This is a genomic window from Rhodoferax sp. SPJ4 (genome assembly GCF_058216275.1).
Genome location: NZ_JBYZMN010000001.1, coordinates 809,294 through 833,419, shown reverse-complemented (window position 1 = coordinate 833,419; position 24,126 = coordinate 809,294). Strand labels below are relative to the sequence as shown.

Here is a 24,126-nt window from a genome sequence, read left to right as displayed (position 1 = left end):
CGCACCCCGGTTCGCCCCGGCACAATGCGCTTGTTACAACTTCCGGCGAAGCCCCACGGCCATGAATGCCCCCACCCCCCGCCTCGACAAAATCCTGGTGGTCGACGACGACACCCGCATCCGGGACCTGCTGCGCCGCTACCTGGCCCAGGAAGGCTTTGACGTGCTGCTGGCCGAAGACGGCAAGGGCCTGACCCGCGCGCTGCTGCGCGACACGGTGGACCTGATCGTGCTCGACCTGATGATGCCCGGCGAAGACGGCCTGTCGATCTGCCGCCGCCTGCGCGCCGCCAACGACCGCACCCCCATCATCATGCTCACCGCCAAGGGCGAGGACGTCGACCGCATCGTCGGTCTGGAGGTCGGCGCCGACGACTACCTGGCCAAGCCCTTCAACCCGCGCGAGCTGCTGGCCCGCATCCATGCGGTGCTGCGCCGCCGCCCGCCGGCCGAGGTGCCGGGCGCGCCGTCCAGCGAAGACGAAACGGTGAGCTTTGGCGCCTTTGTGTTCGACATGGGTCAGCGCACGCTGCACAAGGGCGGCGACGAGGTGCCTTTGACCACCGGCGAGTTCGCGATGCTGAAGGCCCTGGTGCGCCACCCGCGCCAGCCGCTGTCGCGCGAGAAGCTGGCCCAGCTGGCGCGGGGCCGCGGCTTCGAGCCCTTTGACCGCAGCCTGGACGTGCAGATTTCGCGGCTGCGCAAGATGATAGAGACCGACCCGGCCACGCCACGCCACATCCAGACGGTGTGGGGCGTGGGCTACGTGTTTGTGCCGGACGGCGCGGCCTGAGCCCCGCCTCGCCCACACCACCCCACCGAAGGCCGCCGCCTTGAGACTGTCCGACCTTCCGCCCGCCAACACCGCGCCGCCGGCGGACGTGGCCGAGGCCGAGCCGGTCGTCCCGCCGCGGCCGCGCCTGACGCTGAGCCTGTTCTGGCGCACCTTTGTGATGCTGGCCGCCTTGCTGCTGGGCAGCATCATGGTCTGGCAACAGACCTTCCGGGCCCAGGAATTCGAGCCGCGCGCCATTCAGAGCGCGCACCAGATCGCCACCCTGGTCAACCTGACCCGGGCCGCGCTGGTCTATGCCGACGCGATTGCCCGGGTGTCGCTGATCAAGACGCTGGCCGAGCAGGAAGGGGTGCGCATCGCGCCGCGCGAACCCACCGACACCTACACCCCTTACGCCCGCGACTCGCTCAGTGGCCGCATCTCGGCCGAACTCACCACCACACTGGGCCCGGGCACCGCGGTGGCCAGCGAGGTCAATGGCGAGCCCGGCCTGTGGGTGGGGTTCAACATCGACGGCGACGACTACTGGCTGCTGACCGACCCCGAGCGCATCGGCCCGGTGGGCGGCAAGACCTGGCTGATCTGGCTGGCCAGCGCGGTGCTGCTGTCGCTGCTGGGCGCGGCGCTGATGGCGCGGCTGATCAACCGGCCGCTGCAGCGGCTGTCGTTCGCCACCAGCCGGCTGCGCGACGGCGATTTCGCCGCCAGCCGGCTCGACGAGCACGCGATGACCAGCGAGATCCGCCAGCTCAACGTGGGCTTCAACCGCATGGCCGAGCAGCTGTCCAAGGTGGAGCGTGACCGCGCGGTGATGCTGGCCGGCATCAGCCACGACCTGCGCACCCCGCTGGCCCGGCTGCGTCTCGAAACCGAGATGAGCGTGTCGGACCCCGACGCCCAGGCCCACATGGTGGCCGATATCGCCCAGCTCGACGCCATCATCGGCAAGTTCCTCGACTACGCCCGCCCGGAACAGGTCACGCTGACCCGGGTGCAGCTGAACGGCGTGGTGGAGGCGGCGGCCTTTGCGCTGCGGCAGGCGCCCGACATCGAGGTCACGCTGGACATGCCGCAGTCGCTGCATGTGATGGCCGACGCGGTGGAGCTGTCGCGGGTGGTGTCCAACCTGCTGGAGAACGCCCGCCGCTACGGCAAGAGTCCCAGCGACGGGGTGGCCCGGGTCCACATCTCGGCGCGGGCGCGCGACCAGCGGGTGATGTTGCGGGTGCGCGACCAGGGCCCCGGCGTACCACCCGACCTGCTGCCCCAGCTGACCACCCCCTTCTTCCGCGGCAACCAGGCCCGCACCTCGGCCAAGGGCGCCGGCCTGGGGCTGGCCATCGTGGACAAGACCGTGACCCGCATGGGCGGCCGACTGGAGCTGGTCAACGTGCAGGCAGGCGGTCTGGCGGCCCACATCGAGTTGCAGCAGGCCAAGAAGGCCTGAGCCGCTTCAGCGGAACAGCAGCACCACGGCCCTGGCCTCGATGGCCAGACCCTGGCCCACCGGGCCCAGCTTCTCGGCCGTCTTGGCCTTCACATTGACCTGCTCGGGCGCCAGGCCCAGCGCTTCAGCGATGCGACCACACATGGCCGGGATGTGGGCCGCCAGCCGCGGCGCCTGGGCCACTACCGTGCTGTCCACATTGCCAATCTGCCAACCCTGCGCCACCACCCGGCGCGCGGCCTCGGCCAGCAGCACGGCCGAATCGGCACCACGGAACTGCGCGTCGGTGTCCGGAAAATGGCGGCCGATGTCGCCCAGGCCGGCCGCGCCCAAGAGCGCGTCGGTGATGGCGTGCAGCAGCGCGTCGGCGTCCGAGTGGCCCAGCAGACCGGCGCTGTGCGGAATGCTCACCCCGCCCAGCACCAGCGCCCGCCCGGGCACCAGCGCGTGCACGTCCCAGCCTTCGCCGACACGGATGTTGAACGCAGTCATTGGCGGCTCCTCAAAACGGCCTCGGCCAGCACAAAGTCATCGGGGTAGGTCACCTTGAAGTTCTGCGCGCCGCCGGGCACCAGCAGGGGCTTGCCGCCGGTGGCCTCGATGGCGCTGGCCTCGTCCGTCACCAGGGCGCCGGCCTGGGCATAGGCCGCGGCCAGCGTGCCCAGGCGGAACATCTGCGGCGTTTGCGCCAGCCATTTGTCGCTGCGGTCGATGGTCTGCGCCACCCGGCCGGCGGCAGCACTTTTCAGTGTGTCGGGCAAGGGCTGGGCCAGCAGACCACCCACGGCGTCGGCCCAGCAGGCGTCGATCAGCGCGTTGATCTGCGCCGGTGTCACCAAACAGCGCGCCGCGTCGTGCACCAGCACCCAGTCGTGCGGCAGCGCGCCCTGCTGCGCCAGCGCCTGCAGGCCGTGGGTCACGCTCTGCGCCCGGGTCTCGCCACCGCAGGCTTCCGCCGACCAGCCGGCGGCGGCATGGCCGTCAAAGAAGCCGTCGCCCGGCGACACCACCAGCAGCGTGTGGGCGATGCGTGGCACGGCCAGAAAGGCCGCCAAGGTGTGCCACACCAGCGCCTGGCCGGCCACCGGCCGGTACTGCTTGGGCGGGCCCTCGCCGGCCCGCGAGCCGGTGCCGGCACAGGGAATCAGGGCGAAGCAGCGGGGGCGAAGTCCTCGCGTCGGGTCGGGATTGGGCGAGGCGTCGTTCATGGGTGTGGGGCCCATTCTAAAATCAGCCCCGCACACCCCCCGCCATCCAGCGGGGGGTGTTTGCCATTGCTGAACCCCAGTGGACCTTCCCAAACTCACCCCCGGCAAGCGCTACACGCTGCCCCGACCCGCCGGCTCGGCCGACGCCTTGCTGCTGGCCCGCCTCGGCGAACGCGAACGCGCGGCCGGCCGGCGCACCCTGGTCGTCACCGCCGACGCCAACGACGCCCAGCGCCTGCTGGACGAGATGGCCTTCTTCCAGCCCACGCTGCGGCTGGCGCTGTTCCCCGACTGGGAGACCCTGCCCTACGACGCCTTCTCGCCGCACCAGGACCTGATCAGCGAGCGCCTGGCCACGCTGTGGCGGCTGTCGCAAGGCGAGGCCGACATGGTGGTGGTGCCCGCCACCACCGCGCTGTACCGGGTGGCGCCGCCGGCCTTTCTGGCCGGCTACACCTTCCAGTTCAAGGTCAAACAAAAGCTGGACGAGGCCAAGCTCAAAGCCCAGCTGACACTGGCCGGCTACAGCCATGTGACCCAGGTGGTCAGCCCCGGCGAGTACGCGGTGCGCGGCGGCCTGATCGATCTCTTCCCCATGGGCTCTCTGGTGCCCTACCGGGTGGATTTGTTCGACGACGAGATCGACTCCATCCGCACCTTCGACCCCGACAGCCAGCGCAGCCTCTACCCGGTGCCCGAGGTGCGGCTGCTGCCCGGCCGCGAGTTCCCGATGGACGACGCGGCCCGCGCCAAGTTCCGCAACCGCTGGCGCGAGCTGCTGGACGGCGACCCCACCAAAAGCCGCATCTACAAGGACATCGGCAACGGCGTCGCCACCGCTGGCATCGAGTACTACCTGCCGCTGTTTTTTGACGACACCGCCACCGTGTTCGACTACCTGGGCGCCAGCGCCGAACAGACCGCCACCGTGGTGTTGCACGGCGAGCTGGAGCCGGCCTTCCAACGCTTCTGGCAGGACACCAAAGACCGCCACCGCCTGGTGCATGGCGACCCCGAGCGCCCGGTGCTGCCGCCCGAGGCGCTGTTCCTCGGCACCGAGCAGTTTTATGCACTGGCCAACCAGCACGCGCAACTCGCCATTCGCCCGGCACTGAACGAACTGGTCGACGACGCCGCCTTCACCCAGCTCGGCAGCCTGGCCGTGGTGCGCGGTGCCGACGAGCCCCTGGCCAAACTGCAAGACCACATTAGCCACAGCGCCCACCGGGTGCTGGTGCTGGCCGAAAGCGAAGGCCGCCAAAGCAGCCTGCTGGACTTTCTGCGCGCCAGCAACATTTCGCCGCCCGCCTTCGACTCGCTGGCCGAGTTCGAGGCGAGTGACGAAAAGCTGGGCATCACGGTGGCCCCGCTCACCGTGGGATTTGGCTGGGTGGAGCCCGGCATCGACTTCGTCACCGAGACCGAGCTGTTCGCCGCCGGCCCCACCACCCGCCGCCGCAAAAAACAGGAACAGGTCAGCGACGTCGAAGCGCTGATCAAGGACCTGAGCGAGCTCAATGTGGGCGACCCGGTGGTGCACAGCGCCCACGGCATTGGCCGTTACCGCGGCCTGGTGAACCTTGATTTGGGCGAGAAGAACGCCGACGGCAGCGCCGCCGTTCAGGAGTTCCTGCACCTGGAATACGCTGACAAGGCCACGCTCTATGTGCCGGTGAGCCAGCTGCATTTGATCAGCCGCTACACCGGCGTCAGCGCCGACGAGGCGCCACTGCACAAACTGGGCAGCGGCCAGTGGGAAAAGGCCAAGCGCCGCGCCGCCGAGCAGGTGCGCGATTCGGCCGCCGAGCTGCTGAACATCTACGCCCGCCGCGCCGCCCGCGAAGGCCATGCCTTCCGCTACGCGCCCAAGGACTACGAGACCTTTGCCAACGACTTCGGTTTAGATGAAACCGCCGACCAGCGCGCCGCCATCCATGCGGTGATTCAGGACATGATCAGCCCGCGGCCCATGGACCGCCTGGTCTGCGGCGACGTGGGCTTTGGTAAAACCGAAGTGGCGCTGCGGGCCTGTTTTGTCGCCGTCACCGGCGGCAAGCAAGTGGCCTTTCTGGCGCCCACCACGCTGTTGGCCGAACAGCATTACCAGACGCTGAAAGACCGCTTCGCCAAATGGCCGGTCAAGGTGGCCGAGGTGAGCCGCTTCCGCTCGGGCAAGGAAGTCAACGCCACGCTCAAGGGCCTGGCCGACGGCACGGTGGACATCGTGGTCGGCACCCACAAGCTGCTCAGTGAATCGACGAAGTTCGCCAACCTGGGCCTGCTGGTGATCGACGAGGAACACCGCTTCGGTGTGCGCCACAAAGAAGCGATGAAGGCGCTGCGCGCCGAAGTCGATGTGCTGACGCTGACCGCCACCCCCATCCCGCGCACGCTGGGCATGGCGCTGGAAGGCCTGCGTGATCTGAGCGTGATCGCCACCGCGCCGCAGCGCCGGCTGGCCATCAAGACCTTTGTGCGCAACGAGGGCAACGGCGTGGTCCGCGAAGCGGTGCTGCGCGAATTGAAGCGCGGCGGCCAAGTCTACTTTCTGCACAACGAGGTCGAGACCATCGAAAACCGCCGAGCCCGGCTGGAAGAAATCCTGCCCGAGGCCCGCATCGCGGTGGCCCATGGCCAGATGCCGGAGCGCGAGCTGGAGCGGGTGATGCGCGAGTTCATCGCGCAAAAACACAACCTGCTGCTGTGCTCCACCATCATCGAGACCGGCATCGACGTGCCCACCGCCAACACCATCGTCATCAGCCGGGCCGACAAGTTCGGCCTGGCCCAGCTGCACCAGCTGCGGGGCCGCGTGGGTCGCAGCCACCACCAGGCCTACGCCTACTTGATGGTGCCCGACAAGGACAGCCTGACCAAACAGGCCTCGCAGCGGCTGGACGCGATCCAGCAGATGGAAGAACTGGGCTCGGGCTTTTACCTGGCCATGCACGACCTGGAGATCCGCGGCGCCGGCGAGGTGCTGGGCGAGAACCAGAGCGGCAACATGCTGGAGGTGGGTTTCCAGCTCTACAACGAGATGCTCTCAGAAGCGGTGCGCTGCCTCAAAGACGGCAAGGAACCCGACCTGCTCAGCCCCCTGTCGGTCACCACCGAGATCAACCTGCACGCCCCCGCCCTGCTGCCCAACGACTACTGCGGCGATGTGCATTTGCGCCTGAGCTTTTACAAAAAACTCGCCACCGCCAAGAACACCGACCAGATCGACGCGCTGCTGGAGGAAATTGTTGACCGCTTCGGCAAGCTGCCGCCGCAAGCGCAAACGCTGGTGGACGTGCACCGGCTGCGGGTGCTGGCCAAGCCCTATGGCGTGGTGAAGGTGGACGCCGCACCCGGTGTGACCCACATCACCTTCAGGCCCAACCCACCGGTGGACTCGATGAAAATCATCCACCTGATCCAGAAGAACCGCCACATCAAACTGGTGGGCAATGAAAAGCTGCGCATCGAGCGCGAACTCAAAGACCCCAAAGACCGGGCCCAGATGGTGCGCGACGTGCTGCGCAGCCTGGGCCAGCCGACCACGGAAACCAGCCCCGCATGACCCGCACCGCATTCGCCCCCGGCCTGACCGTTCAGGGCTTCACCCCGCCGCTCCAACTCAGCGATTTCAAGCTGATCGCCTTCGACATGGACTCGACGCTGATCAACATCGAGTGCATCGACGAGATCGCCGACGCGGTGGGCAAAAAGGCCGAGGTGGCCGCCATCACCGAGGCCACGATGCGCGGTGAAATCAAGGACTTCAAAGAGAGCCTGCGCCGCCGCGTGGCCTTGCTCCAGGGCGTGCCGGTGGCCGCGCTGCAGCAGGTGTACGACGAGCGCCTGCGGCTGAACCCCGGCGCCGACACGCTGGTGGCTGCCTGCCGGGCCGCCGGCCTGAAGGTGTTGCTGGTGTCGGGCGGCTTCACGTTTTTTGCCAACCGGGTCAAGGCGCGGCTGGACATCGACTACGCCCGCTCCAACCTGCTGGCCGAGGCCAACGGCCAGCTCACCGGCGAGGTGGTGACGCAGAGCTGGGGCGACATCTGCGACGGCGCCGAGAAGCGCCGCACGCTGCTGGAAGTGGCCTCGCTGTTGGGCATTGAGCCCGGCCAGTGCATCGCCGTGGGCGACGGCGCCAACGACCTGCCCATGATGGCCGCATGTTCGGAAGCTGGCGGCCTGTCCGTGGCCTACCACGCCAAGCCCAAGGTCCGTGAGCAGGCCATGGTGGCTATCGAGTCCGGCGGGCTGGACCGGCTGCTGGAACTGCTGCGCTAAACGGCGTTTCCCTGCGCCTCGGCCTGCAGCCAGCGCATGAAGTCCTGTGCATCCGGGTTGTGGGTGGCACGCCGGCCCGGGACGACAAAGTAGCCACGGCTTGACGCGGCCCGGGCGCCAAACGGCGCCACCAGCTGGCCGCTGCGCAGCAGCCCATCGAGCAGCGGCAGCCGGCCAATCACCACCCCCTGGCCGGCCACGGCGGCCGCCACCGCGTCGGCGTACTGGGTGAAACGCAAGGTGTTCTTCACCGTCAGCCCGTCCAGCCCCATCACCGCCAGCCAGGGCGACCAGTCCACCGGCACCGCATCGCCCGTCGGGGCGTCCACCGCCAGCAGCGTGTGCCGCACCAGGTCGGCCGGCTGGCGCAGCGGCGCGCCGCGCTGTCGCACCAGGGCCGGCGCACACACCGGCAGCACCGTCTCCTCGAACAGGGGCACGCCGGGCTGGCTGGTGCTGGGCGCGAAACGCACCGCCAGGTCCATCTGCTGGCGGGCCAGGTCCACCACCTCGAAGGTGGCCGAAATGCGCACGTCCACCGCCGGGTGGGTGGCGGTGAAGCCGGCCAGCCGGGGAATCAACCACAGCGAGGCAAAGCCCGGTGTGGTGGTCAGCGCCACCTGCCGGCTGGCCGGTCCGGCCCGCACCCGCGCGGTGGCGTCGCGCAGCCGCTCCAGGCTGTCGGCCACCGCCCGCTGCAGCACCAGCCCTGATTCGGTGAGCGCCAGCGCGCGGTGCCGGCGCTCGAACAGCAGCACGCCCAGCGACCGCTCCAGCTGCTGGATTTGCCGGCTCACCGCCGACTGCGTCAGGCTCAGGGTGTGCGCCGCCTCGGTGAAGCTCAGGTGGCGGGCCGCCGCCTCGAAGCTGACCAGCAGGTCCAGCGGCGGCAAGGCGCCCCGCCCTGGCAAGGGGGCTGGGGTTGGGGTGGTGGTTGGTGTTTTCACATTCCCATTGTGCATGCAACGAGTTCCATATGAACGCTGTCGCTGCAACACCAGGCGGCCTACAGTGAGGCCATCGTCACCCCCACCGAAAGGAACAGCGATGCGATACCTTAGTGAAAAAAATGCCCCGCCCCCGCAACGCTTTGACCTCGGCCTGCGCCGCGACGCGCTGTTCAGCGTGCCCGACGCGGCGGGTGTTCACATCCTGTGCCGGAATGGCACGGTGTGGATCACGCTGGACGGTGACCCGCGCGACATCGTGCTGGAGGCCAGCGACAGCTTCACCACGCCGGAGCACCGGCGGGCGCTGATTTACGCGATGAAGCCGTCGTGCATCAGCGTGCAGGCTGCGGCCCAGCCCAGCGGCTGGCGCCTGGGTGCCGCCAAAGGCCTGCGGCTGGAGCCGCTGCCACAGTGAACCTGTCGGGCTGAGCGCCCACGCCCGCTCAGCCCGTCCGGGGGCCCTGGCCGCTCTGTCGCGCCAAGTGCACCTGGTGCAGCGTGATCTTGCGCACCTCTTTCTGGCTGGTCTCGATGTGGGTGCGCAGCAGCAGGCTGGCCTGGTCGGCCCGGCCCCGCTGCACCGCCTGCAGGATCTTGGCGTGTTCGTCGTAGGTGGCGTCCATGCGGGGCTGCTGGGTGAAGTCGAGGCGGCGGATCATCCGGATGCGTTCGGTCACCTCGCGGTGCACCCGCGCCATCTCGGCATTGCCCGCACCCGCCACCAGCGCGCAATGGAAGGCCTCGTCCCACTCGGCCACCTGGACCGGGTCTGAAAAGCGCTGGGCCGCTGGCACCAGCCAGATGGCCGCCAGCGCCGCCATCTCCGGCCTGGCCATGGCACCGGTGTCGGCACACAGCCGCTGCACCGCGGTGGTCTCCAGCACCATGCGCAGGTCGTAGAGCTGCTCGAAGCGTTCGAAGTCAAACGGCAGCACCCGCCAGCCGCTGCGGAACAAGACCTGGATCAGCCCCTCCTGCTGCAGCCGGGTCAGGGCCTGGCGCACCGGCGTGCGCGACACACCCAGCCGCTCGCTCAGTTCGTTCTCGGTGAAACGGTCGCCCGGCACCAGCGTGAACTCGGCAATGTCGCGCTTGAGTTGCTCGTAAACCGCATCGGCGCGGGACCGAAAGGCCTTGTCGCCGGGCACCGCCCCACCGGTGGCCATCATGGCAGCAGGCTCACATGGGCGGCCACCACCCGCCAGCCCTCGGGCTGGCGCACCCAGGTCTGGCTTTGCCGGCCAGTGGCCACACTGCCGTCGCGCTGGAACTCGATGTTGGCGGTGGCGAAGTCGTTGCCGTAGGTGGTGATCACGGTTTTGAGCACCCGCCGCGCCAGGCCCGAGGGGCTGCGCGCCTGGCGAAAGGCGTTGATCTGGTCATGGCCGTAGAGGTTTTCGGTGACGCCGTAGCGCAGCGTGTGCGGGCTGTCCCAGAACAAGGCCATCAGGGTGGCCACGTCGTTGCTCACCAGGGCCTGCTCGTAGCGTTCGAAAGCGGCGGTGACCTCGGCCAGCACCGCGGGAAGGTTGACGTCCATGGGCTTACTCTACCGCGTTGGTGTGGGCCACCCCGGCCTGCTCCAGCACCCGGGCCGCACGCAGCGCCAGGTCCTCGCGCCAGGGGGCGGCAATGAGTTGCACGCCGATGGGCAGGCCGTCGGTGCCCTGCGGCCACAGCGGCGCGGCCACCACCGGACAGCCCGACAGCGAGATGGGCTGGGTCAACAGGCCCAGCGAGGGCCGGCAGGGGTGGCGTTGGCCGTTGATCTCCAGCCACTCGGTGCCCAGCGGCGGTGCGGCCACCGGCGTGGCCGGGGCCAGCAACAGATCCCATTCCGTGAACAACGCGTTGACCCGCTCGCGGTGCAGGCGGCGGAAACGCTGGGCACGCACATACCAGGCGGCCGGCTGCAAGGCACCAGCGATGAAACGGTCCACCGACAGCGGCTCGAAATCGCTGGCCCGGGTGCGCAGGTCGTCCAGGTGCAGGCTGCCGCCTTCGCTGGCGGTGATGACAAAGGCCGCCGCACGGGCCTGGGCCGCGTCGGGCCAGGTGACCGTGTCCACCGCGCCCAGGGCCTGGGCTGCCGTGGCCAGCACCGCGCGCGCGGCCGGGCTGGCGTGGTCGTGGAAATGGCCGCCCAGCACCCCGATGCGCAGACCGGCCACGCCCTCGTCCAGCAGGGGCGTGACGGCCTGCACGGCGGTGGCCTGGCAGCCCGGGTCCAGCGGGTCCGCGCCCTGCAGCGCGTCGTAGGCCCAGGCCAGCAGCGTCACGCTGTCGGCCAGCGGGCCCAGGTGGTCGATGCTGTGCACAAAGGGGTAGCTGCCGCGCCGCGACAACCGGCCGAAGGTGGGCTTGAGCCCCCAGACGCCACACAGCGAGGCCGGCACGCGGATGGAGCCGTTGGTGTCCGAGCCCAGCGCCAGCGGCACCTGACCGGCCGCCACCGCCGCGCCCGAGCCGCCAGACGACCCGCCGGCGGTGCAGGCCAGGTTGTGGGGGTTGTGGCAGGCGCCGTCGTGGCTGTTTTCGGTGGTGAAGCCGTAGGCGTACTCGTCCATGTTCAGCGCGCCCAGCAGCAAGGCCCCGGCGTCACGCAGCCGCTGCACCAGCACCGCGTCGGTGGTGGCCGGTGGGTGGTCGCGGTTGATCCTGGAGCCGGCCCGGGTGGACAGGCCCTGGATGTCGAACAAGTTCTTCACCGCATAGGGCACACCGGCCAGCGGCGACAAACGTTCGCCCTGCTGGCGGCGCCGGTCCACCGCATCGGCCTCGGCACGGGCCCGCGCAAAGCAGCGGTCGGTGAAGGCGTTGACGGCACCGTCGCTGGCCTGCACCCGGGCGATGCAGGCCTCCAGCCAATGGTGCGCGCCCACCTCGCCACGGGCCAGCGCGCCCAGCATCGCGGCCGAACCCGTCAATGCGCTGGTGGTCATGACGGTCTGGGCACGGCGGCGGGCCGGTAGATTTCGGCCAGCTCGTCGTGCGGCGTCAGGGCCAACGCGTCCAGCAGCACGGCCATGGCTGCCGTGCGCTGCAAATGGCCGGCCACCCGCTGGGCTTGCACCGCGTCCAGCGGCAGGCCCAGCGCGGCGGCGCTGGCGGTCACATAGGCCAGGGCCTGGCTGTCGTTCATGGCGGGCCTCCCGGTTCAGCGCCGCACTTCGCGCTGGAAGATCTCCAGGCTGAGCTTGCGCATCGCAATGAAGCTGGGCTCCGACAAGGTGGCCACGGTGCGTGGCCGTGGGTCGTCGTAGCGCAGGATTTCGGCCACCCGGGTGGGGCGTTTGGTCAGCAGCAGCACCTGGTCGGCCAGGTAGACCGCTTCTTCGAGGTCATGCGACACCAGCAGCATGGTGGTGCCGGTTTGCATGAAGACCTCTTGCAGCTTTTCGCGGATGAACAGCGTCATCTCGAAGTCCAGCGCCGAGAAAGGCTCGTCGAGGAACAGCACCTCGGGACCGGGTGCCAGCGCCCGCATGATCGATGCCGTTTGCTGCTGACCGCCCGACAGCTCGTAGGGGTAGCGGTTGAGGTCGAACTTCACGTCGAACGAGGCCACCAGCTCGGCCATGCGACGGTCCACCTCGGCCTTGCTGCGGCCTTCGAGCTGCAGCGGGTAGGCGATGTTGTCGATGGTGCGCATCCACGGGAACATGGCCTCGCGGTAGTTCTGGAACACGTAGCCGATCTTGGTGTCTTTGAGGCTTTTGCCGTCGAAAAGGATCTCGCCCGAGTCGATGGGGATCAGCCCGGCGATCATGTTGATCAGCGTGCTTTTGCCACAGCCGTTGGGGCCGAAGACCGAGACGATTTTTCCTTTGGGGATGTCGAGGTCGAAGTTCTCGTACAGCGGCCAGCCGGCGAAGTACTTGGTCAGGCCGCGGATGGTGATGTGGGTGCCTTCGGGGCCGGGCTTGAAAACGGGCGCCGGCACGTCGGCGTAAACGGGGCCATTGAGGACGGTGCTCATCTTCCACTCCAGTGCACGATGCGGCGCTCGGCCACGAGGAAAAGAATGTTCAGTGCGTAACCCAAGGCCCCGGCGGCCAGAATGGCCGCGTACATGGTCTTGACGTTGAGCACCTGCTGGGCGTCGATGATGCGGTGGCCCAGGCCGTTGTCGGAGCCGATGAACATCTCGGCCACGATGACGATCACCAGCGCCATCGACACCGCCGAGCGCAACCCTACAAAACTGGGTTGCAGGCTCTCCCAGATCAGCACGTCCTTGAAGATCTGCCAGCGCGAGGCCCCCATCACCTTGGCCGCCATGACCCGCTGCTTGCGTGCGTTGATGACACCGTAGGCGCTGTTGAAGACCACGATCAAAAAGGCGCCAAACGCGGCAATCGCCACCTTGTTGATGTCCGACACCCCGAAGATCAGCAGAAACAGCGGGATCAGCGCCGAGCTGGGCGTGGAGCGGAAAAAGTCGATCAAGAACTCCACGCTGCGGTAGGCCTTCTCGTTGCTGCCCAGCAGCACCCCCAGCGGCATGCCGATGACGGCGGCAATCAAGAACGCCTGCACCGTCCGCCAGACCGTGACCGCAAAATCCAGCAACAGCGGGCCACCCAGCAGGCCGGTGACCAGGGTGGCGATGGTGTCGGACGGCGCCGGCAGCAGGATGGCCTTGATCCAGCCAGCCCGCACCACGATGTCCCAAAGGATGAACAAGGCCAGCGGGCCGACGAAGGGCAGCAAACGGCCCCAGGGCCAGGCCTTGGGTGCGGTGGGTGGGGCCGGGTTGCTGGCGCTCCAGGGCGCCGCCGGGGCGCCGGGGGTGAGTGGGGTGTCGGCCATGGCTCAACCTTTGTAGAGCAGGTTGTCCACCACCAGCTTCTTGTCGAAGACACCCTTCTCGGTGAACAGATCAAAGAACTTCTGGAAGGCCGCGATGTCGGACGGCTTGAACTCGTTGTAGAGCATGTAGGAGGCCAGCGGCACCTCGCCGGTGAGCGGCCCCTCGATGGCGGTGTAGCCCTTCAGGTACTGGCGGGCCTCGTCGGGCTTGTTGCGCACCAGCGCAATGCCCTTGGCGTAGGCCGCGATGTACTTCTTGGTTTCAGCCGGGTGCTTCTGGATGAACTCGGAGGTCAGCGCCGCCGAGCCGCCATGCCAGGGCGCCAACGGATCACCCAGGATGTATTTGGCGATCACCCCCGCCTCCAGCAGCCGGGTCGTGCCATTGAGCCTGCCCACGGTGCCGGTGGGCTCCAGCGTGTAGACCGCGTCCACCTGGCCGGCCGCCAGCGCAGCCACATGCTGGCCAATCGGCAGTTCGACCACGGTGGCGCCGGTGGCGCCAGCCCGCTCCAGCACCACCATGGCCAGGGTCTTGTTCTGGATACCGGGGCCCGACGCCACCCGCTTGCCTTTGAGCTCGGCGATGCTTTTGACCGGGCTGTCTTTCGGCACCAGAAACTCGTCCAGCACGTACTTGGCGTTGCTGGGGTTGGTGGCGATGATTTTGTACAGCCCCGGCGAGGCCAGCTCGCCCACCCCCAGGTTGCCCGAGCCGGTGCCGTTGGCACTGCCGTCCGAGCGGCCAGCCAGCATGGCCTCCATCACCTGCTGGGCGCCAGCGAACTTCAGCGCCTCGACCTGCAGGCCCTCGTCCTTGAAATAGCCTTTCTCCATCGCCACAAAAAAGGGCAGACCGGCCGCCACCGGCCAGTAACCGATGCGGATCTTGGGGCCACTCTGGGCCCGCACGATGGCCGGTGCGGCCAGCGCACCCAGGGCCACCGCCGAGGCGGCGCCGGCCAGCAGCTGGCGGCGCTGGCCATCGGGCACGGCGGCGTTGATCACGGGGGGGCGGGTGTCGGTCATGGCGTTCTCCAGGTGGGTGGGTCGGATGGGATGAAAACAATCGGTTCAGGCACCGAGGGCCGGCAACGAGGCGATGTAGCGGCGCCAGCCGCCGAGGTGCGAGATGTCCTGGGCGCCGGCCAGCGCAGCCGGCTCGCAGACAAAGCCCTGCACCGTGCTGCCATCGGCCAGCGTCAAAGTGCCAATGCCCAGCGGCGAGGGAATCAGGGCCACAAAACTGCCGTACTGGGCCACAGGCATCTGCCACACCTCCAGCGCAATGGCCGCGCCTTCGCCCGGCGCTACCCGCAGCAGGCCGGGCTTGGGTGGCTGGGTGCCGGGCAAGGCATAGAGGCGGTAGAGCGGCGCGGTCTCGGTCACCGCCACCCGCGTGGCCCCGCGCTCGGTGAGCTGGCCGTTCAGCGGCATGCCCGACAAATGGGCACCCACCACCGCCACCCGCACCGTGGCCGGCCGGGCCAGCCCGGCGATGACCTGCGGGGGTGGCAGAGGCTCTGGCGTGGCGCCCTGCAACAAACCGGTGGCTTGGTGGTAGCGCTGGCCCAGCTCGGCCAGTGCCCAGTCGCTGCCGGCCTGGCCGATCAGCGTGACGCCGAACGGCAGGCCGTCGGGCCGCAGGCTGCTGGGCACCGACAGCGCGGCGTAGTCCAGCAGGTTGACGAAATTGGTGTAGGCCCCGAGGTTGCGGTTCAGCGCCACCGGGTCGGCCAGCATCTGCGCAATCGGGTAGTGGGTGGGCGCGGTGGGCACCAGCAGCAGGTCCATGCCCTGCCACAGCCGCGCGGCCTGCTGCGCCAGGCTGTGCAACCGGGTCTGGGCATCGCACCAGTCGGCGGCACTGTACCGCCGGCCCTGGGCCAGGATGCCGCGCACCGGCTCCATCACCTGGTCTTCGTGGGCGTCAAAAAAGCCGCGCACCGCGGCATACCGCTCGGCCACCAGGGCGCTGTCGTAGAGCAAGGCGGCCACCTGCTGCAGCGGGCTGAAGTCAATCACCACGGGCTCCCCGCCCAGGGTTTGCAGCCGGGCCACCGCCTCGGCAAACGCCGCCTCGGCCAGGCCATCGCCAAAAAAGTCCAGCCGGTCGGGCACACCGAAGCGAAAGCCCTGCCCCCAGGCCGGCTGGGTCATGGGCAGGTGGCGGCTGTACGGGTCCAGCGGGTCGGGCGCCATGGCCGCGGCCAGCACCTGGGCGGCCAGGCCCACGTTGCGCGCGAAGATGGACACGCAGTCCACGCTCTGGGCCGCCGGCACCACACCGCGGGCGCTGACCAGGCCCTTGGACGGCTTCAGGCCGACGATGTTGTTGAGTCCCGCTGGCACCCGGCCCGAGCCGGCGGTGTCGGTGCCCAGCGCAAAGTCGACCTGGCCGGTCGCCACCACATGGGCCGAGCCGGAGCTGGAGCCGCCCGACACCAGGGCCGGGTCGAAGGCATTGGGCACCGCCCCGAAAGGTGAGCGGGTGCCATTCAGGCCACAGGCGAACTGATCAAGGTTGGTTTTGCCCACCAGCGATGCACCGTGGTCGAGCAGGCGCTGCACCACGCTGGCGTGGGCGGTGGGGGTGTAGGCAAAGGCCGGGCAGGCGGCGGTGGTGGGCCAGCCGGCCACGTCGATGTTGTCCTTGACCGCAAAGCACAGCCCGCTCAACGGGCCCTTGTCCGCCCCTGGCAACACCGTGCCAGGCCGCAGTGTCCAGGCCGACGCGGCCGAGGCCGGGGCACCCACCGGCGTCGTCGATGGGGTGGCCACAGCGTTTGCGAGGATTTGCACCATGATGAAGCATCCAAACTTGTATACAAGTTGAGATGCAAGCGGCGTGCCAAGCCCAGGACGGGTCTCACAGCAAGGGCATCAAGAAAGCCGCACGGCGGGGTTGGGGGTGCCGGTGGGTCGACCGGTCGGCCACCCCTCCGGCGGGCTCAGACCGAAGTCGGGCGGCGGCGGGCCGTCAGCGACCCAGCGGCCGGCCGAAGTTCAGCATGCGGGTGGCAATGACCGTCTCGGCCAGGAAACACACCAGCGCCAGCAGAAAACACACGACGCCGGCCAGAAAGCCCACCACCGCGATGCGCAGGATCTGCAACTCGGTGGTCTCACCGATGAATAACACGATGATGGTCAGGCCGATCATGAAGGCGCACAGCGTCAGCAAGGCGATGGCGCCATTGGCCAGCAGGCCACGGGTGCGCAGCTCGGCCAGCTCCTGCCAGCCGGTGGCGCGGCGCTGCGGGTCCTGGCTGATGTCCAGGCCGCCTTCAACGATGCGGGCCCGGTCGATGATGCGGGCCAGCCGGGTGGCGACCGCGCCAATCATGCCGGACACAGCGGTCAGCAGAAACACCGGCGCCACGGCCAGCTGGATGCCGTGGGCGACGGTGTTCGGGTCGATCGGGAAAGCCATGCCCGACGAATTTACCTCAATGCCCGCCGAGGTAGGCCGCTTTCACCGCCGGGTCGTTGCGCAGTTTGTCGGCCGGGCCGTGAACCGAGATGCGGCCGTTTTCCAGCACATAGCCGTAGTCGGCCACCGCCAGCGCCGCGGCCGCGAACTGCTCCACCAGCAGCATGGTGACGCCCTCTTTCTTCAGCCGGCTGATGATGTTGAACACCTCTTCCACCAGGATGGGCGCCAGGCCCATCGAAGGCTCGTCGAGCAGCACCACCTCGGGGTTGAGCATCACCGCGCGGGCCATGGCCAGCATCTGCTGCTCGCCGCCCGACAGGGTGCCGGCCAGCTGCAGCCGGCGCTCCTTCAAGCGCGGGAACAGCTCCATGGCCTTCTCCAGGTCGGCCGCCACATCGCCCTTGGGGCGGGCGCCGGTGAAGCGCGGGAAGGCGCCCAGCAGCAGGTTGTCGTTGACCGTCATGGTGGCAAACACGCGCCGGCCCTCGGGCGAGTGGGCCAGGCCCAGCTTGGCGATGTGGTAAGACTCGCGGCCGGTGATGTCCTTGTCGCCGAGCAGGATGGTGCCTTCGCGCGGCGCGATCATGCCGGAGATGGCGCGCATGGTGGTGGTCTTGCCGGCGCCATTGCTGCCGATCAGCGTGACGACGCGGCCCTTGGCCACCTCGAGGCTGATGCCGTGCAGCACCTCGACCTTGCCGTAGCCGGCGTGCAGGTTGGAAATTTTGAGCATGGTGGGTATCCCCTGGGGTCGGTCAGGCGGCTTCGAGCGCGGCCGCGTCGCCACCGAGGTAGGCCTCGATGACCTTGGGGTCGGATTGCACCGCCGCCGGCGTGCCTTCGGCGATCTTCTGGCCGAAGTCGAGCACGGTCACGGTGTCGCAGATGGACATCACCACGTCCATGTGGTGCTCGATCAGCACCACGGTGATGCCTTCGCCACGGATCTTGCCGATGATGGCCACCAGCTCCTTGATGTCGGGCGCGGTCAGGCCAGCGGCCGGCTCGTCGAGCAGCAGCAGTTGGGGGTTCAGCGCCAGCGCGCGGGCAATTTCCAGCAACCGCTGCTTGCCGTACGGCAGGTTGCGCGCCTCTTCACCGGCGAGGTCGCTCAGGCCCACGAACTGCAGCAGCGCGTGGGCACGGGCGGCACTCTGGTCACGTTCGCGGCCGTAGCGCGGCGTGTGCAGCGCCACGTCGATCAGGTTGCTGTGGAAGGTGTGGTGCAGGCCCACCAGCACGTTCTGCAGCGCCGTCATTTCGCCGAACAGCTGCACGTTCTGGAAGGTGCGGGCAATGCCCGACAAGGCGATGTCCGACGAGGTGCGGCCCACCACAGAGCGGTTTTCGAAATCAATGCTGCCGGCGGTGGGCACGTAGATGCCGGTCAGCACGTTCATCATCGTGCTCTTGCCGGACCCGTTGGGGCCGATCAGGCCATGCACCGTGCCGCGCTGCACCCGCAGGTCGACATTGTTCAGCGCCTTCAGGCCGCCGAACTGCATCAGCACCTGCTTGGCCAGCAGCAACTCGGGCGCGCCCGAGCCGGTGGCGTGCTGCAGCGCCAGCGTGCCCGTGGCCAGGCTCCGGGTGGCCTCGGCGTCGGTGCGGGCGTGGCCTTCCATGTTGAGGGTCTGGCGCACAAAACCGACGATGCCGTCTTGCAGGAAATACACCACAAACAAGGTGATCAGGCCGAAGATGGACAGCCGCCAGTCGGTCATGGTGGTCAGCACATAGGACACGCCGGCCAGCGCGATGCTGCCCACCACCGGGATTGCCACCCGCGACACGGTGGTTTTCTGGCGCGCCAGCAGGTAGGCACTGCCCAGCGCGATCAGCACCGCAAAACCCACCGAGGCGGTGCGGAAGATCTCGATGTCGTCCAGCAGCTTGGGCAGCATCACGATGATGGCCGCGCCCAGCAGCGCACCGGTGCGGGTCTTGCGGCCGCCCATGATGGTGGCCAGCAGGAACAGCACGGTCAGCTCGAAGTTGTAGGTGTTGGGCGAGATGTACTGCTCGGAGTAGGCGTACAGCGAGCCGGCCAAACCGGCCAGGCCGGCGCTGATCACAAAGGCGTAGACCTTGTAGCGGTAGACCGACACGCCCATGCAGTCCGACGCCACCGGGCTGCCGCGCAGCGCCTCGAAGGCCCGGCCCAGCTGCGAGCGCAGCACCCGGTGCACAAACACCAGCGAGGCCAGCAGCGCCACACAGACCACCCAGTAGAACTCGTGCTCGTTGAACTTGTGGCCGAACAGCTCGGGTTTGTCGACCTTGATGCCCAGCGGGCCTTCGGTGAGGAAGGTCATCTCGTTGATCAGGATCTGGATGATGGTGCCAAAAGCCAGCGTCACCATGGCCAGGTAAGGCCCGGTGACCCGCAGCGCCGGCAGCGCCAGCAGCGCACCGGCAAAGGCGGTGATGGCAATCGCCGCTGGCAGCGTGACCCACAGCGGCGCGGAGAGCTTCATCACCAGCACGCCAGCGGTGTAGGAGCCAATGCCGAACAAGCCGGCATGGCCCAGCGACACCTGACCGGTGTAACCGACCACGATGTCCAGGCCGAACAGCAGGATCGCGTAGATCATGATGGTCTCGACCAGGTGGATGTAATACGGGTTGCCCGACACCATAGGGAAGACGGCGACGGCCGCGATGCCCAACAGGGCCAGCACCATTTGCAAAGGCTTCATGCTCAGACTTTCTTGATCGCAGATTTGCCAAACAGGCCGGCCGGTTTGAGCGCCAGCACGATCAGCAGCAGCACCAGACCGGGCACATCCTTGTAGCCGGTGGACAAATAGAAACCGGTGGTGGTCTCGGCCACGCCGAGGATGATGCCGCCGATGATGATGCCCATGCCGCTGGTCAGGCCACCGATGATGGCCACCGCAAAGGCCTTCAGGCCCAGCACCGCGCCCATGGTGGCGCCGGTGAGGGTCAGCGGGGCGATCAGCACGCCGGCGAAGGCGGCAGTCATCGACGACAGCGCGTACGAGAAGGTGATCACCAGGCCGGTGTTGATGCCCATCAGCTTGGCCGCGTCGCGGTCATTGAAGGTGGCCACCACGGCCTTGCCGTAGATCGATTTGCGGTTGAACACCTCCACCGCCAGCATCATCAGCACCGCACCCACCACCACCAGGATTTCCATCGGCAGCACGTTGGCGTTGAGGAACTTCATCGGCGACTCGGGCAGCGGCGACGGAAACTTCAGGTCGTCCCGGCCCCAGACGTTCTCGGCCACGTTCTTGAAGATGATGCCCAGCGCGATGGTGGACATGATCCAGCCGAACTCGCTCTTGATCTTGATCGCCGGCCGCACGCCGATGCGCTCGACCACCGCGCCCTGCAGCGCTCCGAACACACAGACGATGGGAATCATCAACCAGTAGTTGACGCCCAGGCCCACCAGGCTCAGGCCCACCAGCGCGCCCAGCATCAGCGCGTCACCCTGGCCGAAATTCAGCGTGTCCGAGGTGGCAAAGGTCAGCTGGTAACCGAACGCGATCACCGCGTAAATCATGCCCAGCGCAATGCCGCTGAACACCAGTTGGGTCAGGATTTGCATACCGTTTCCGTCCGTTCAAACCGCGGTGCCGCAGGATGCGCACCGCTCAAAAAAACCGCGCCGTGCGGCTTTCACCGGCACGGCGCGTTGCTTGGATCCAAGCTTACTTCTTGACCGGTGCCAGGGCACCCTTGGCATTCACGTCCTTGACGCGAATTTCCGAGGCCTTCTTCTGGTCGTCCGGGTAGGCGTACACCACACGCTGGCCCTTGACCTCACCGAACACCGGGATGTTGGCGGTGATGGCCTCGTGGTCGGTCTTGGAGAAGGGCTTGTTGTAGGTGGTCACCACGCCATCCACCGGCGTCTTCAGGTCTTCCAGGGCGGCCTTGACCTTGGGGCCATCGGTGGTGCCGGCCTGCTTGATGGCCGCGGCCAGCAGGTAGATCGAGTCATAGCCCTGGGCGGCCGACACCGGCGAGTCGATGCGGCTGTTCTTGGGGTTGAAGGTCTTCAGGTAGGACACGATGAAGGACTGGCGCTTGGGCGTGGTCGGTTCCTGGATGAAGGTCTGCGGCATGCGCGCACCCTCGCCGCCGGGGCCGGCGTTGTCGATGTAGTTGGCCATGGACAGCGTCCAGCTGCCGATCATCGGTACCTTCCAGCCCAGCTTGGTCATGCCGTTGGCGATTTGCGCCAGCTCGGGGCCGATGGCGTAGGTCAGGATGGCTTCGGCGCCGGCTTCCTTGGCCTTCAACAGCTGGGCCGTCATGTCGACGTCCTTGATGTTGAACTTCTCCACCGCCACCGGCTTGATGTTTTTCAGGCCCAGGGCCTTTTCCAGATCGGCCCGGCCCAGCTGGCCGTAGTTGGTCGAGTCGGCCAGAATGGCGACCTTCTTGAAGCCGCGGCGGGTGATGGCCTCTTCCACAATCATCGGCGCCTGGATGCTGTCGTGGGCGGCGTTGCGGAAGATGTAGTTCTCGGGCTGGTCGTCAAACTGGTGGGTGATCAGCGAGCCGGTGGCCACGTTGTTCATCACCGGGATCTTGGCTTCCTGGTAGAAGCGCTGGGCCGCCAGGGCCACGCCGGTGTTGATGAAGCCCACCGTGGCGGCGACCTTCTCCTTGTTGATCAGCTCCTGGGCGATCTGCACGCCGCGCTCGTTCTTGGCCTCGTCGTCGCGCTCCACCAGCACCAGCGGCCGGCCCATCACGCCACCGGCCTTGTTGATTTCTTCGGTGGCCAGGCGCACGCCGTCGCGCATGCTCACGCCCATGGACGAGGAGCCGCCGGTGAAGGGCCCGGCCACGCCGATCTTGATCGGGTCGGCCGCCAAAGCCGCCAGGCTGGAACAGGCCAGGGCCACCACCGTCAGTGTTTTCTTCAGGTTCATCGCGTCGTCTCCATGGAAAAATAGGGTGCACCCCCTAAAAAGGCGCTGGCCCATTCTAGGACTGCAGCAACGCCAAAAACAGGGTGCTGTCGTGTTGGCGACGGAGTGAAAACCCTTGCTACTTTGGTGCTCTGCCGCACAGAGGCGGGGGGCCGCCGCAGGGTCGACCGTTACACTCGCCCCACCCCATGCCCTTCCAAGAATTCGGCCGCACCGCAGGCCTCGCCCCGGCCCTCGCCCAGGCAGCGGCCGAACTCGGCTTCACCACCCCCACCGCCATCCAGACCCAGGCCATCCCGCCGGCCTTGAACGGCCAGGACGTGCTGGGCTCGGCCCAGACCGGCTCGGGCAAAACCGCCGCCTTTGCCCTGCCCCTGCTGCAGCGCCTGACAGCGCCGCCGCCCAGCGGCAAGCGGCGCACCCAGGCGCTGGTGCTGGTGCCCACCCGCGAACTGGCCACCCAGGTGGGCGATGTGCTGCGCCGGCTGTCACTCCATCTGCAGCCAGCGCCCCGGCTGGCGGTGCTGTTCGGCGGCGTGTCCATCAACCCGCAGCTGCTGGCCCTGCGTGGCGGCGCCGACGTGGTGGTGGCCACCCCCGGCCGGCTGCTCGACGTGGTGGCCCACAACGGCCTGCGCCTGGGCGACGTGGGCCTGCTGGTGCTCGACGAAGCCGACCGCCTGCTGGACCTCGGCTTCGCCGACGAACTGGCCCGCGTGCTGGCGCTGTTGACCGCCCCGTCCCGCCAAACGCTGATGTTCTCGGCCACCTTCCCGCCAGCGCTGGAAGCCCTGGCCCAGGGCCTGCTGCGCAACCCGGTGCGGGTGACGGTGGACGACGCGCCGGCCCATGAGCCGCAAATCGTGCAGCGCGCCATCGCGGTCGACACCGCCCGCCGCACCCAGTTGCTGCGCCAGCTCATCAAGGACAACGGCTGGCAACGGGTGCTGGTGTTTGTGGCCACCCGCCACAGCGCCGACATGGTGGCCGAAAAGCTCTACCGGGCCGGCGTGTTTGCCACCGCCTTCCATGGCGAGCTGAGCCAGGGCGCACGCCAGCAGGTGCTGGACGAGTTCAAGGACGAGCGCTGGGAGGTGGTGGTGACCACCGACCTGGCGGCCCGCGGCATCGACCTGCCCGACCTGCCGGTGGTGGTGAATTTCGACCTGCCACGCTCGGCGGTCGACCATGTGCACCGCATCGGCCGCACCGGCCGGGCCGGCGCCAGCGGGCTGGCGGTGAGTTTTGTCACCCCGGCCAGCGAAGCCCATTTCCAGCTGATTGAAAAGCGCCAGCGGCTGAGCCTGCCGCGCGAGGTGGTGGCCGGTTTCGAGCCCACCGAGCCGGTGCCGCCGCCGGCGCCGGGCAATGGCGGCATCAAGGGCGTTCGGCCCAGCAAGAAAGACAAGCTGCGGGCCGCCCCAGCCAAGGCCGCTGCCGGCCAAACACCAGACTGAACGGCGGGACTGACGCGGCAGCGCCCAGCGGCTCAGGCCTCTGGGCTGTCGCCAGCGGCCGGAGCGGGCTCAGCGCCCTCTTCACTTTCGACCACCGGCCGCTGCGTGCGGTGGCCATGCTTGGCCAGCACCTCGGCGTAGGCATGGGTGGCGCCGCCCTTGGCCAGCGCGTCCAGCGCGCCAATCAGCGCCGCCACATGCACCACCTCGGCGGTGTCGGCGCTGGCGCCGATGCGGCAATCAAAGTCCCAGAAATCCACGCCCGCGGGGGGCGTGCGGCGGCGCTCGCGCCGCAGGTATTTGCGAATCTCGTGTTTCACCGCTTCCAGCACCCGGTCGGGGTGTTTGCCTTCGGGGCGCAGTTCGAATGTTTTTCTCATGGCGGGCTTTCGATGGTGCCCTGGCGGGACGGTGGGAAATCGGGGGTGGGGGTGGCGATGGTACACGGGCCAGCGTGGCAGGCCTGCGCCTCAGCCCGGCCCCAGCTCGTACATCGCGTCGCCCATGTAGCGGTGCGGGCCAAAAGCCGCCGTCACCGCGGCCAGCTCGGCCGCCTGCCATTGTTCAAACACCAGCCGCTCGGCCTCGGTCAGCGCGTCGGCCTCGGGGGCTTCGCCGTAGATGCCGACCAGCCGGCGGTGGGCACTGAACATCGGCCAGACCAGCGCAGCGTCGCCCAGCACCGCCTCCAGGGCCTGGCGGAAACGGCGCTCGGCCGCGGCGCGCTCGGTGGGCGAGGCGTCGTCGGCGTCAAACAGGGTCAGGGTGTAACTCATGGGCAGGGTGGGATTGTCGCGCCTGCCGGCACCCAAACCCGGCTATGCTC

24 protein-coding genes are annotated in these 24,126 nt (G+C 68.2%); 6 read left to right on the top strand and 18 right to left on the bottom strand.

The window, feature by feature from the left end; genetic code table 11:
• Positions 1 to 61 precede the first annotated feature (61 nt).
• Positions 62 to 793: an osmolarity response regulator transcription factor OmpR gene (gene ompR, locus AC4BAR_RS04155; protein WP_490626544.1), complete on the top strand. Its 732-nt coding sequence runs from the start codon at positions 62 to 64 to the stop codon at positions 791 to 793.
• Between the two features lie 88 nt (positions 794 to 881).
• Entirely contained in the window at positions 882 to 2,243 is a 1,362-nt protein-coding gene (locus AC4BAR_RS04150) for a sensor histidine kinase (protein WP_490627188.1), read from the top strand.
• 6 nt (positions 2,244 to 2,249) lie between these two features.
• On the opposite strand, the gene ispF is transcribed toward AC4BAR_RS04150, so the two are convergent.
• Both ispF and ispD read right to left on the bottom strand, forming a co-directional pair.
• Complete coding sequence (gene ispF, locus AC4BAR_RS04145) at positions 2,250 to 2,735, bottom strand: 2-C-methyl-D-erythritol 2,4-cyclodiphosphate synthase (RefSeq protein WP_490626543.1); 486 nt, start codon at positions 2,733 to 2,735, stop codon at positions 2,250 to 2,252.
• Positions 2,732 to 3,466, bottom strand: coding sequence for a 2-C-methyl-D-erythritol 4-phosphate cytidylyltransferase (gene ispD / locus AC4BAR_RS04140; protein ID WP_490626542.1), 735 nt, complete (start codon positions 3,464 to 3,466; stop codon positions 2,732 to 2,734). The genes ispF and ispD overlap by 4 nt, the downstream gene beginning before the upstream one ends.
• A gap of 64 nt (positions 3,467 to 3,530) precedes the next feature.
• Here ispD and mfd point away from each other — a divergent pair, with 64 nt between their 5' ends.
• Both mfd and serB read left to right on the top strand, forming a co-directional pair.
• The gene (mfd, locus tag AC4BAR_RS04135) at positions 3,531 to 7,013 is read left to right on the top strand and encodes a transcription-repair coupling factor (protein WP_490626541.1); all 3,483 of its coding nucleotides are present in this window, start codon (positions 3,531 to 3,533) and stop codon (positions 7,011 to 7,013) included.
• Complete coding sequence (serB, locus tag AC4BAR_RS04130) at positions 7,010 to 7,732, top strand: phosphoserine phosphatase SerB (RefSeq protein ID WP_490626540.1); 723 nt, start codon at positions 7,010 to 7,012, stop codon at positions 7,730 to 7,732. Before mfd ends, serB begins: the two co-directional genes overlap by 4 nt.
• On the opposite strand, the gene AC4BAR_RS04125 is transcribed toward serB, so the two are convergent.
• The gene (locus AC4BAR_RS04125; RefSeq protein WP_490626539.1) at positions 7,729 to 8,625 is read right to left on the bottom strand and encodes a LysR substrate-binding domain-containing protein; all 897 of its coding nucleotides are present in this window, start codon (positions 8,623 to 8,625) and stop codon (positions 7,729 to 7,731) included. The two genes, serB and AC4BAR_RS04125, sit on opposite strands and share 4 nt — an antisense overlap.
• A 154-nt stretch (positions 8,626 to 8,779) precedes the next feature.
• Here AC4BAR_RS04125 and AC4BAR_RS04120 point away from each other — a divergent pair, with 154 nt between their 5' ends.
• A complete protein-coding gene (locus AC4BAR_RS04120; RefSeq protein WP_490626538.1) occupies positions 8,780 to 9,097 on the top strand; it encodes a DUF2917 domain-containing protein in 318 nt (105 codons plus the stop codon).
• 28 nt (positions 9,098 to 9,125) lie between these two features.
• Here AC4BAR_RS04120 and AC4BAR_RS04115 read toward each other — a convergent pair whose 3' ends face one another.
• The 13 genes from AC4BAR_RS04115 to AC4BAR_RS04055 all read right to left on the bottom strand — a co-directional run bounded on the left by AC4BAR_RS04115 (position 9,126) and on the right by AC4BAR_RS04055 (position 21,843).
• Positions 9,126 to 9,851 carry a GntR family transcriptional regulator gene (locus tag AC4BAR_RS04115; protein ID WP_490626537.1) on the bottom strand — a complete coding sequence of 242 codons (726 nt, stop codon included), beginning with the start codon at positions 9,849 to 9,851 and terminating at the stop codon, positions 9,126 to 9,128.
• Positions 9,848 to 10,222, bottom strand: coding sequence for an oxalurate catabolism protein HpxZ (gene hpxZ, locus AC4BAR_RS04110; RefSeq protein WP_490626536.1), 375 nt, complete (start codon positions 10,220 to 10,222; stop codon positions 9,848 to 9,850). The genes AC4BAR_RS04115 and hpxZ overlap by 4 nt, the downstream gene beginning before the upstream one ends.
• A 4-nt stretch (positions 10,223 to 10,226) precedes the next feature.
• Complete coding sequence (locus AC4BAR_RS04105; RefSeq protein ID WP_490626535.1) at positions 10,227 to 11,624, bottom strand: AtzE family amidohydrolase; 1,398 nt, start codon at positions 11,622 to 11,624, stop codon at positions 10,227 to 10,229.
• Positions 11,621 to 11,824: a DUF4089 domain-containing protein gene (locus tag AC4BAR_RS04100; protein ID WP_490626534.1), complete on the bottom strand. Its 204-nt coding sequence runs from the start codon at positions 11,822 to 11,824 to the stop codon at positions 11,621 to 11,623. The genes AC4BAR_RS04105 and AC4BAR_RS04100 overlap by 4 nt, the downstream gene beginning before the upstream one ends.
• Before the next feature lie 15 nt (positions 11,825 to 11,839).
• Entirely contained in the window at positions 11,840 to 12,661 is an 822-nt protein-coding gene (locus tag AC4BAR_RS04095) for an ABC transporter ATP-binding protein (protein WP_490626533.1), read from the bottom strand.
• Entirely contained in the window at positions 12,658 to 13,494 is an 837-nt protein-coding gene (locus AC4BAR_RS04090; protein WP_490626532.1) for an ABC transporter permease, read from the bottom strand. The genes AC4BAR_RS04095 and AC4BAR_RS04090 overlap by 4 nt, the downstream gene beginning before the upstream one ends.
• A gap of 3 nt (positions 13,495 to 13,497) precedes the next feature.
• Positions 13,498 to 14,523 (bottom strand): ABC transporter substrate-binding protein, encoded by a 1,026-nt coding sequence (locus tag AC4BAR_RS04085; RefSeq protein ID WP_490626531.1) that lies wholly within the window; start codon positions 14,521 to 14,523, stop codon positions 13,498 to 13,500.
• A gap of 45 nt (positions 14,524 to 14,568) precedes the next feature.
• Positions 14,569 to 16,299, bottom strand: coding sequence for an allophanate hydrolase (gene atzF, locus AC4BAR_RS04080; RefSeq protein ID WP_490626530.1), 1,731 nt, complete (start codon positions 16,297 to 16,299; stop codon positions 14,569 to 14,571).
• Positions 16,300 to 16,474: 175 nt separating this feature from the next.
• Entirely contained in the window at positions 16,475 to 16,927 is a 453-nt protein-coding gene (locus AC4BAR_RS04075) for a DUF2721 domain-containing protein (RefSeq protein WP_490626529.1), read from the bottom strand.
• A gap of 16 nt (positions 16,928 to 16,943) precedes the next feature.
• Positions 16,944 to 17,663 (bottom strand): ABC transporter ATP-binding protein, encoded by a 720-nt coding sequence (locus AC4BAR_RS04070; RefSeq protein WP_490626528.1) that lies wholly within the window; start codon positions 17,661 to 17,663, stop codon positions 16,944 to 16,946.
• Positions 17,664 to 17,685: 22 nt separating this feature from the next.
• Positions 17,686 to 19,629 (bottom strand): branched-chain amino acid ABC transporter ATP-binding protein/permease, encoded by a 1,944-nt coding sequence (locus tag AC4BAR_RS04065; protein ID WP_490626527.1) that lies wholly within the window; start codon positions 19,627 to 19,629, stop codon positions 17,686 to 17,688.
• Positions 19,630 to 19,631: 2 nt separating this feature from the next.
• Complete coding sequence (locus AC4BAR_RS04060; RefSeq protein ID WP_490626526.1) at positions 19,632 to 20,507, bottom strand: branched-chain amino acid ABC transporter permease; 876 nt, start codon at positions 20,505 to 20,507, stop codon at positions 19,632 to 19,634.
• A 103-nt stretch (positions 20,508 to 20,610) separates the two neighbouring features.
• A complete protein-coding gene (locus AC4BAR_RS04055) occupies positions 20,611 to 21,843 on the bottom strand; it encodes an ABC transporter substrate-binding protein (protein ID WP_490626525.1) in 1,233 nt (410 codons plus the stop codon).
• Between the two features lie 188 nt (positions 21,844 to 22,031).
• Between AC4BAR_RS04055 and AC4BAR_RS04050 the strand changes: the two genes are divergently transcribed.
• Positions 22,032 to 23,300: a DEAD/DEAH box helicase gene (locus tag AC4BAR_RS04050; RefSeq protein WP_490626524.1), complete on the top strand. Its 1,269-nt coding sequence runs from the start codon at positions 22,032 to 22,034 to the stop codon at positions 23,298 to 23,300.
• Positions 23,301 to 23,332: 32 nt separating this feature from the next.
• On the opposite strand, the gene AC4BAR_RS04045 is transcribed toward AC4BAR_RS04050, so the two are convergent.
• Together AC4BAR_RS04045 and AC4BAR_RS04040 are read right to left on the bottom strand one after the other, a co-directional pair.
• Complete coding sequence (locus AC4BAR_RS04045) at positions 23,333 to 23,680, bottom strand: DUF6172 family protein (RefSeq protein WP_490626523.1); 348 nt, start codon at positions 23,678 to 23,680, stop codon at positions 23,333 to 23,335.
• 90 nt (positions 23,681 to 23,770) lie between these two features.
• On the bottom strand, positions 23,771 to 24,076 hold the full coding sequence (locus AC4BAR_RS04040) for a hypothetical protein (RefSeq protein ID WP_490626522.1): 306 nt from the start codon (positions 24,074 to 24,076) through the stop codon (positions 23,771 to 23,773).
• Between the last annotated feature and the right edge of the window lie 50 nt (positions 24,077 to 24,126).

Coding starts and splice junctions, on each gene's coding strand:
- ompR (WP_490626544.1), top strand. CDS start 62: ATGAATGCCCCCACCCCCCGCCTCGACAAAATCCTGGTGGTCGACGAC.
- ispF (WP_490626543.1), bottom strand. CDS start 2,735: ATGACTGCGTTCAACATCCGTGTCGGCGAAGGCTGGGACGTGCACGCG.
- ispD (WP_490626542.1), bottom strand. CDS start 3,466: ATGGGCCCCACACCCATGAACGACGCCTCGCCCAATCCCGACCCGACG.
- serB (WP_490626540.1), top strand. CDS start 7,010: ATGACCCGCACCGCATTCGCCCCCGGCCTGACCGTTCAGGGCTTCACC.
- AC4BAR_RS04120 (WP_490626538.1), top strand. CDS start 8,780: ATGCGATACCTTAGTGAAAAAAATGCCCCGCCCCCGCAACGCTTTGAC.
- AC4BAR_RS04115 (WP_490626537.1), bottom strand. CDS start 9,851: ATGATGGCCACCGGTGGGGCGGTGCCCGGCGACAAGGCCTTTCGGTCC.
- hpxZ (WP_490626536.1), bottom strand. CDS start 10,222: ATGGACGTCAACCTTCCCGCGGTGCTGGCCGAGGTCACCGCCGCTTTC.
- AC4BAR_RS04105 (WP_490626535.1), bottom strand. CDS start 11,624: ATGACCACCAGCGCATTGACGGGTTCGGCCGCGATGCTGGGCGCGCTG.
- AC4BAR_RS04100 (WP_490626534.1), bottom strand. CDS start 11,824: ATGAACGACAGCCAGGCCCTGGCCTATGTGACCGCCAGCGCCGCCGCG.
- AC4BAR_RS04095 (WP_490626533.1), bottom strand. CDS start 12,661: ATGAGCACCGTCCTCAATGGCCCCGTTTACGCCGACGTGCCGGCGCCC.
- AC4BAR_RS04090 (WP_490626532.1), bottom strand. CDS start 13,494: ATGGCCGACACCCCACTCACCCCCGGCGCCCCGGCGGCGCCCTGGAGC.
- AC4BAR_RS04085 (WP_490626531.1), bottom strand. CDS start 14,523: ATGACCGACACCCGCCCCCCCGTGATCAACGCCGCCGTGCCCGATGGC.
- atzF (WP_490626530.1), bottom strand. CDS start 16,299: ATGGTGCAAATCCTCGCAAACGCTGTGGCCACCCCATCGACGACGCCG.
- AC4BAR_RS04075 (WP_490626529.1), bottom strand. CDS start 16,927: ATGGCTTTCCCGATCGACCCGAACACCGTCGCCCACGGCATCCAGCTG.
- AC4BAR_RS04070 (WP_490626528.1), bottom strand. CDS start 17,663: ATGCTCAAAATTTCCAACCTGCACGCCGGCTACGGCAAGGTCGAGGTG.
- AC4BAR_RS04065 (WP_490626527.1), bottom strand. CDS start 19,629: ATGAAGCCTTTGCAAATGGTGCTGGCCCTGTTGGGCATCGCGGCCGTC.
- AC4BAR_RS04060 (WP_490626526.1), bottom strand. CDS start 20,507: ATGCAAATCCTGACCCAACTGGTGTTCAGCGGCATTGCGCTGGGCATG.
- AC4BAR_RS04055 (WP_490626525.1), bottom strand. CDS start 21,843: ATGAACCTGAAGAAAACACTGACGGTGGTGGCCCTGGCCTGTTCCAGC.
- AC4BAR_RS04050 (WP_490626524.1), top strand. CDS start 22,032: ATGCCCTTCCAAGAATTCGGCCGCACCGCAGGCCTCGCCCCGGCCCTC.
- AC4BAR_RS04045 (WP_490626523.1), bottom strand. CDS start 23,680: ATGAGAAAAACATTCGAACTGCGCCCCGAAGGCAAACACCCCGACCGG.
- AC4BAR_RS04040 (WP_490626522.1), bottom strand. CDS start 24,076: ATGAGTTACACCCTGACCCTGTTTGACGCCGACGACGCCTCGCCCACC.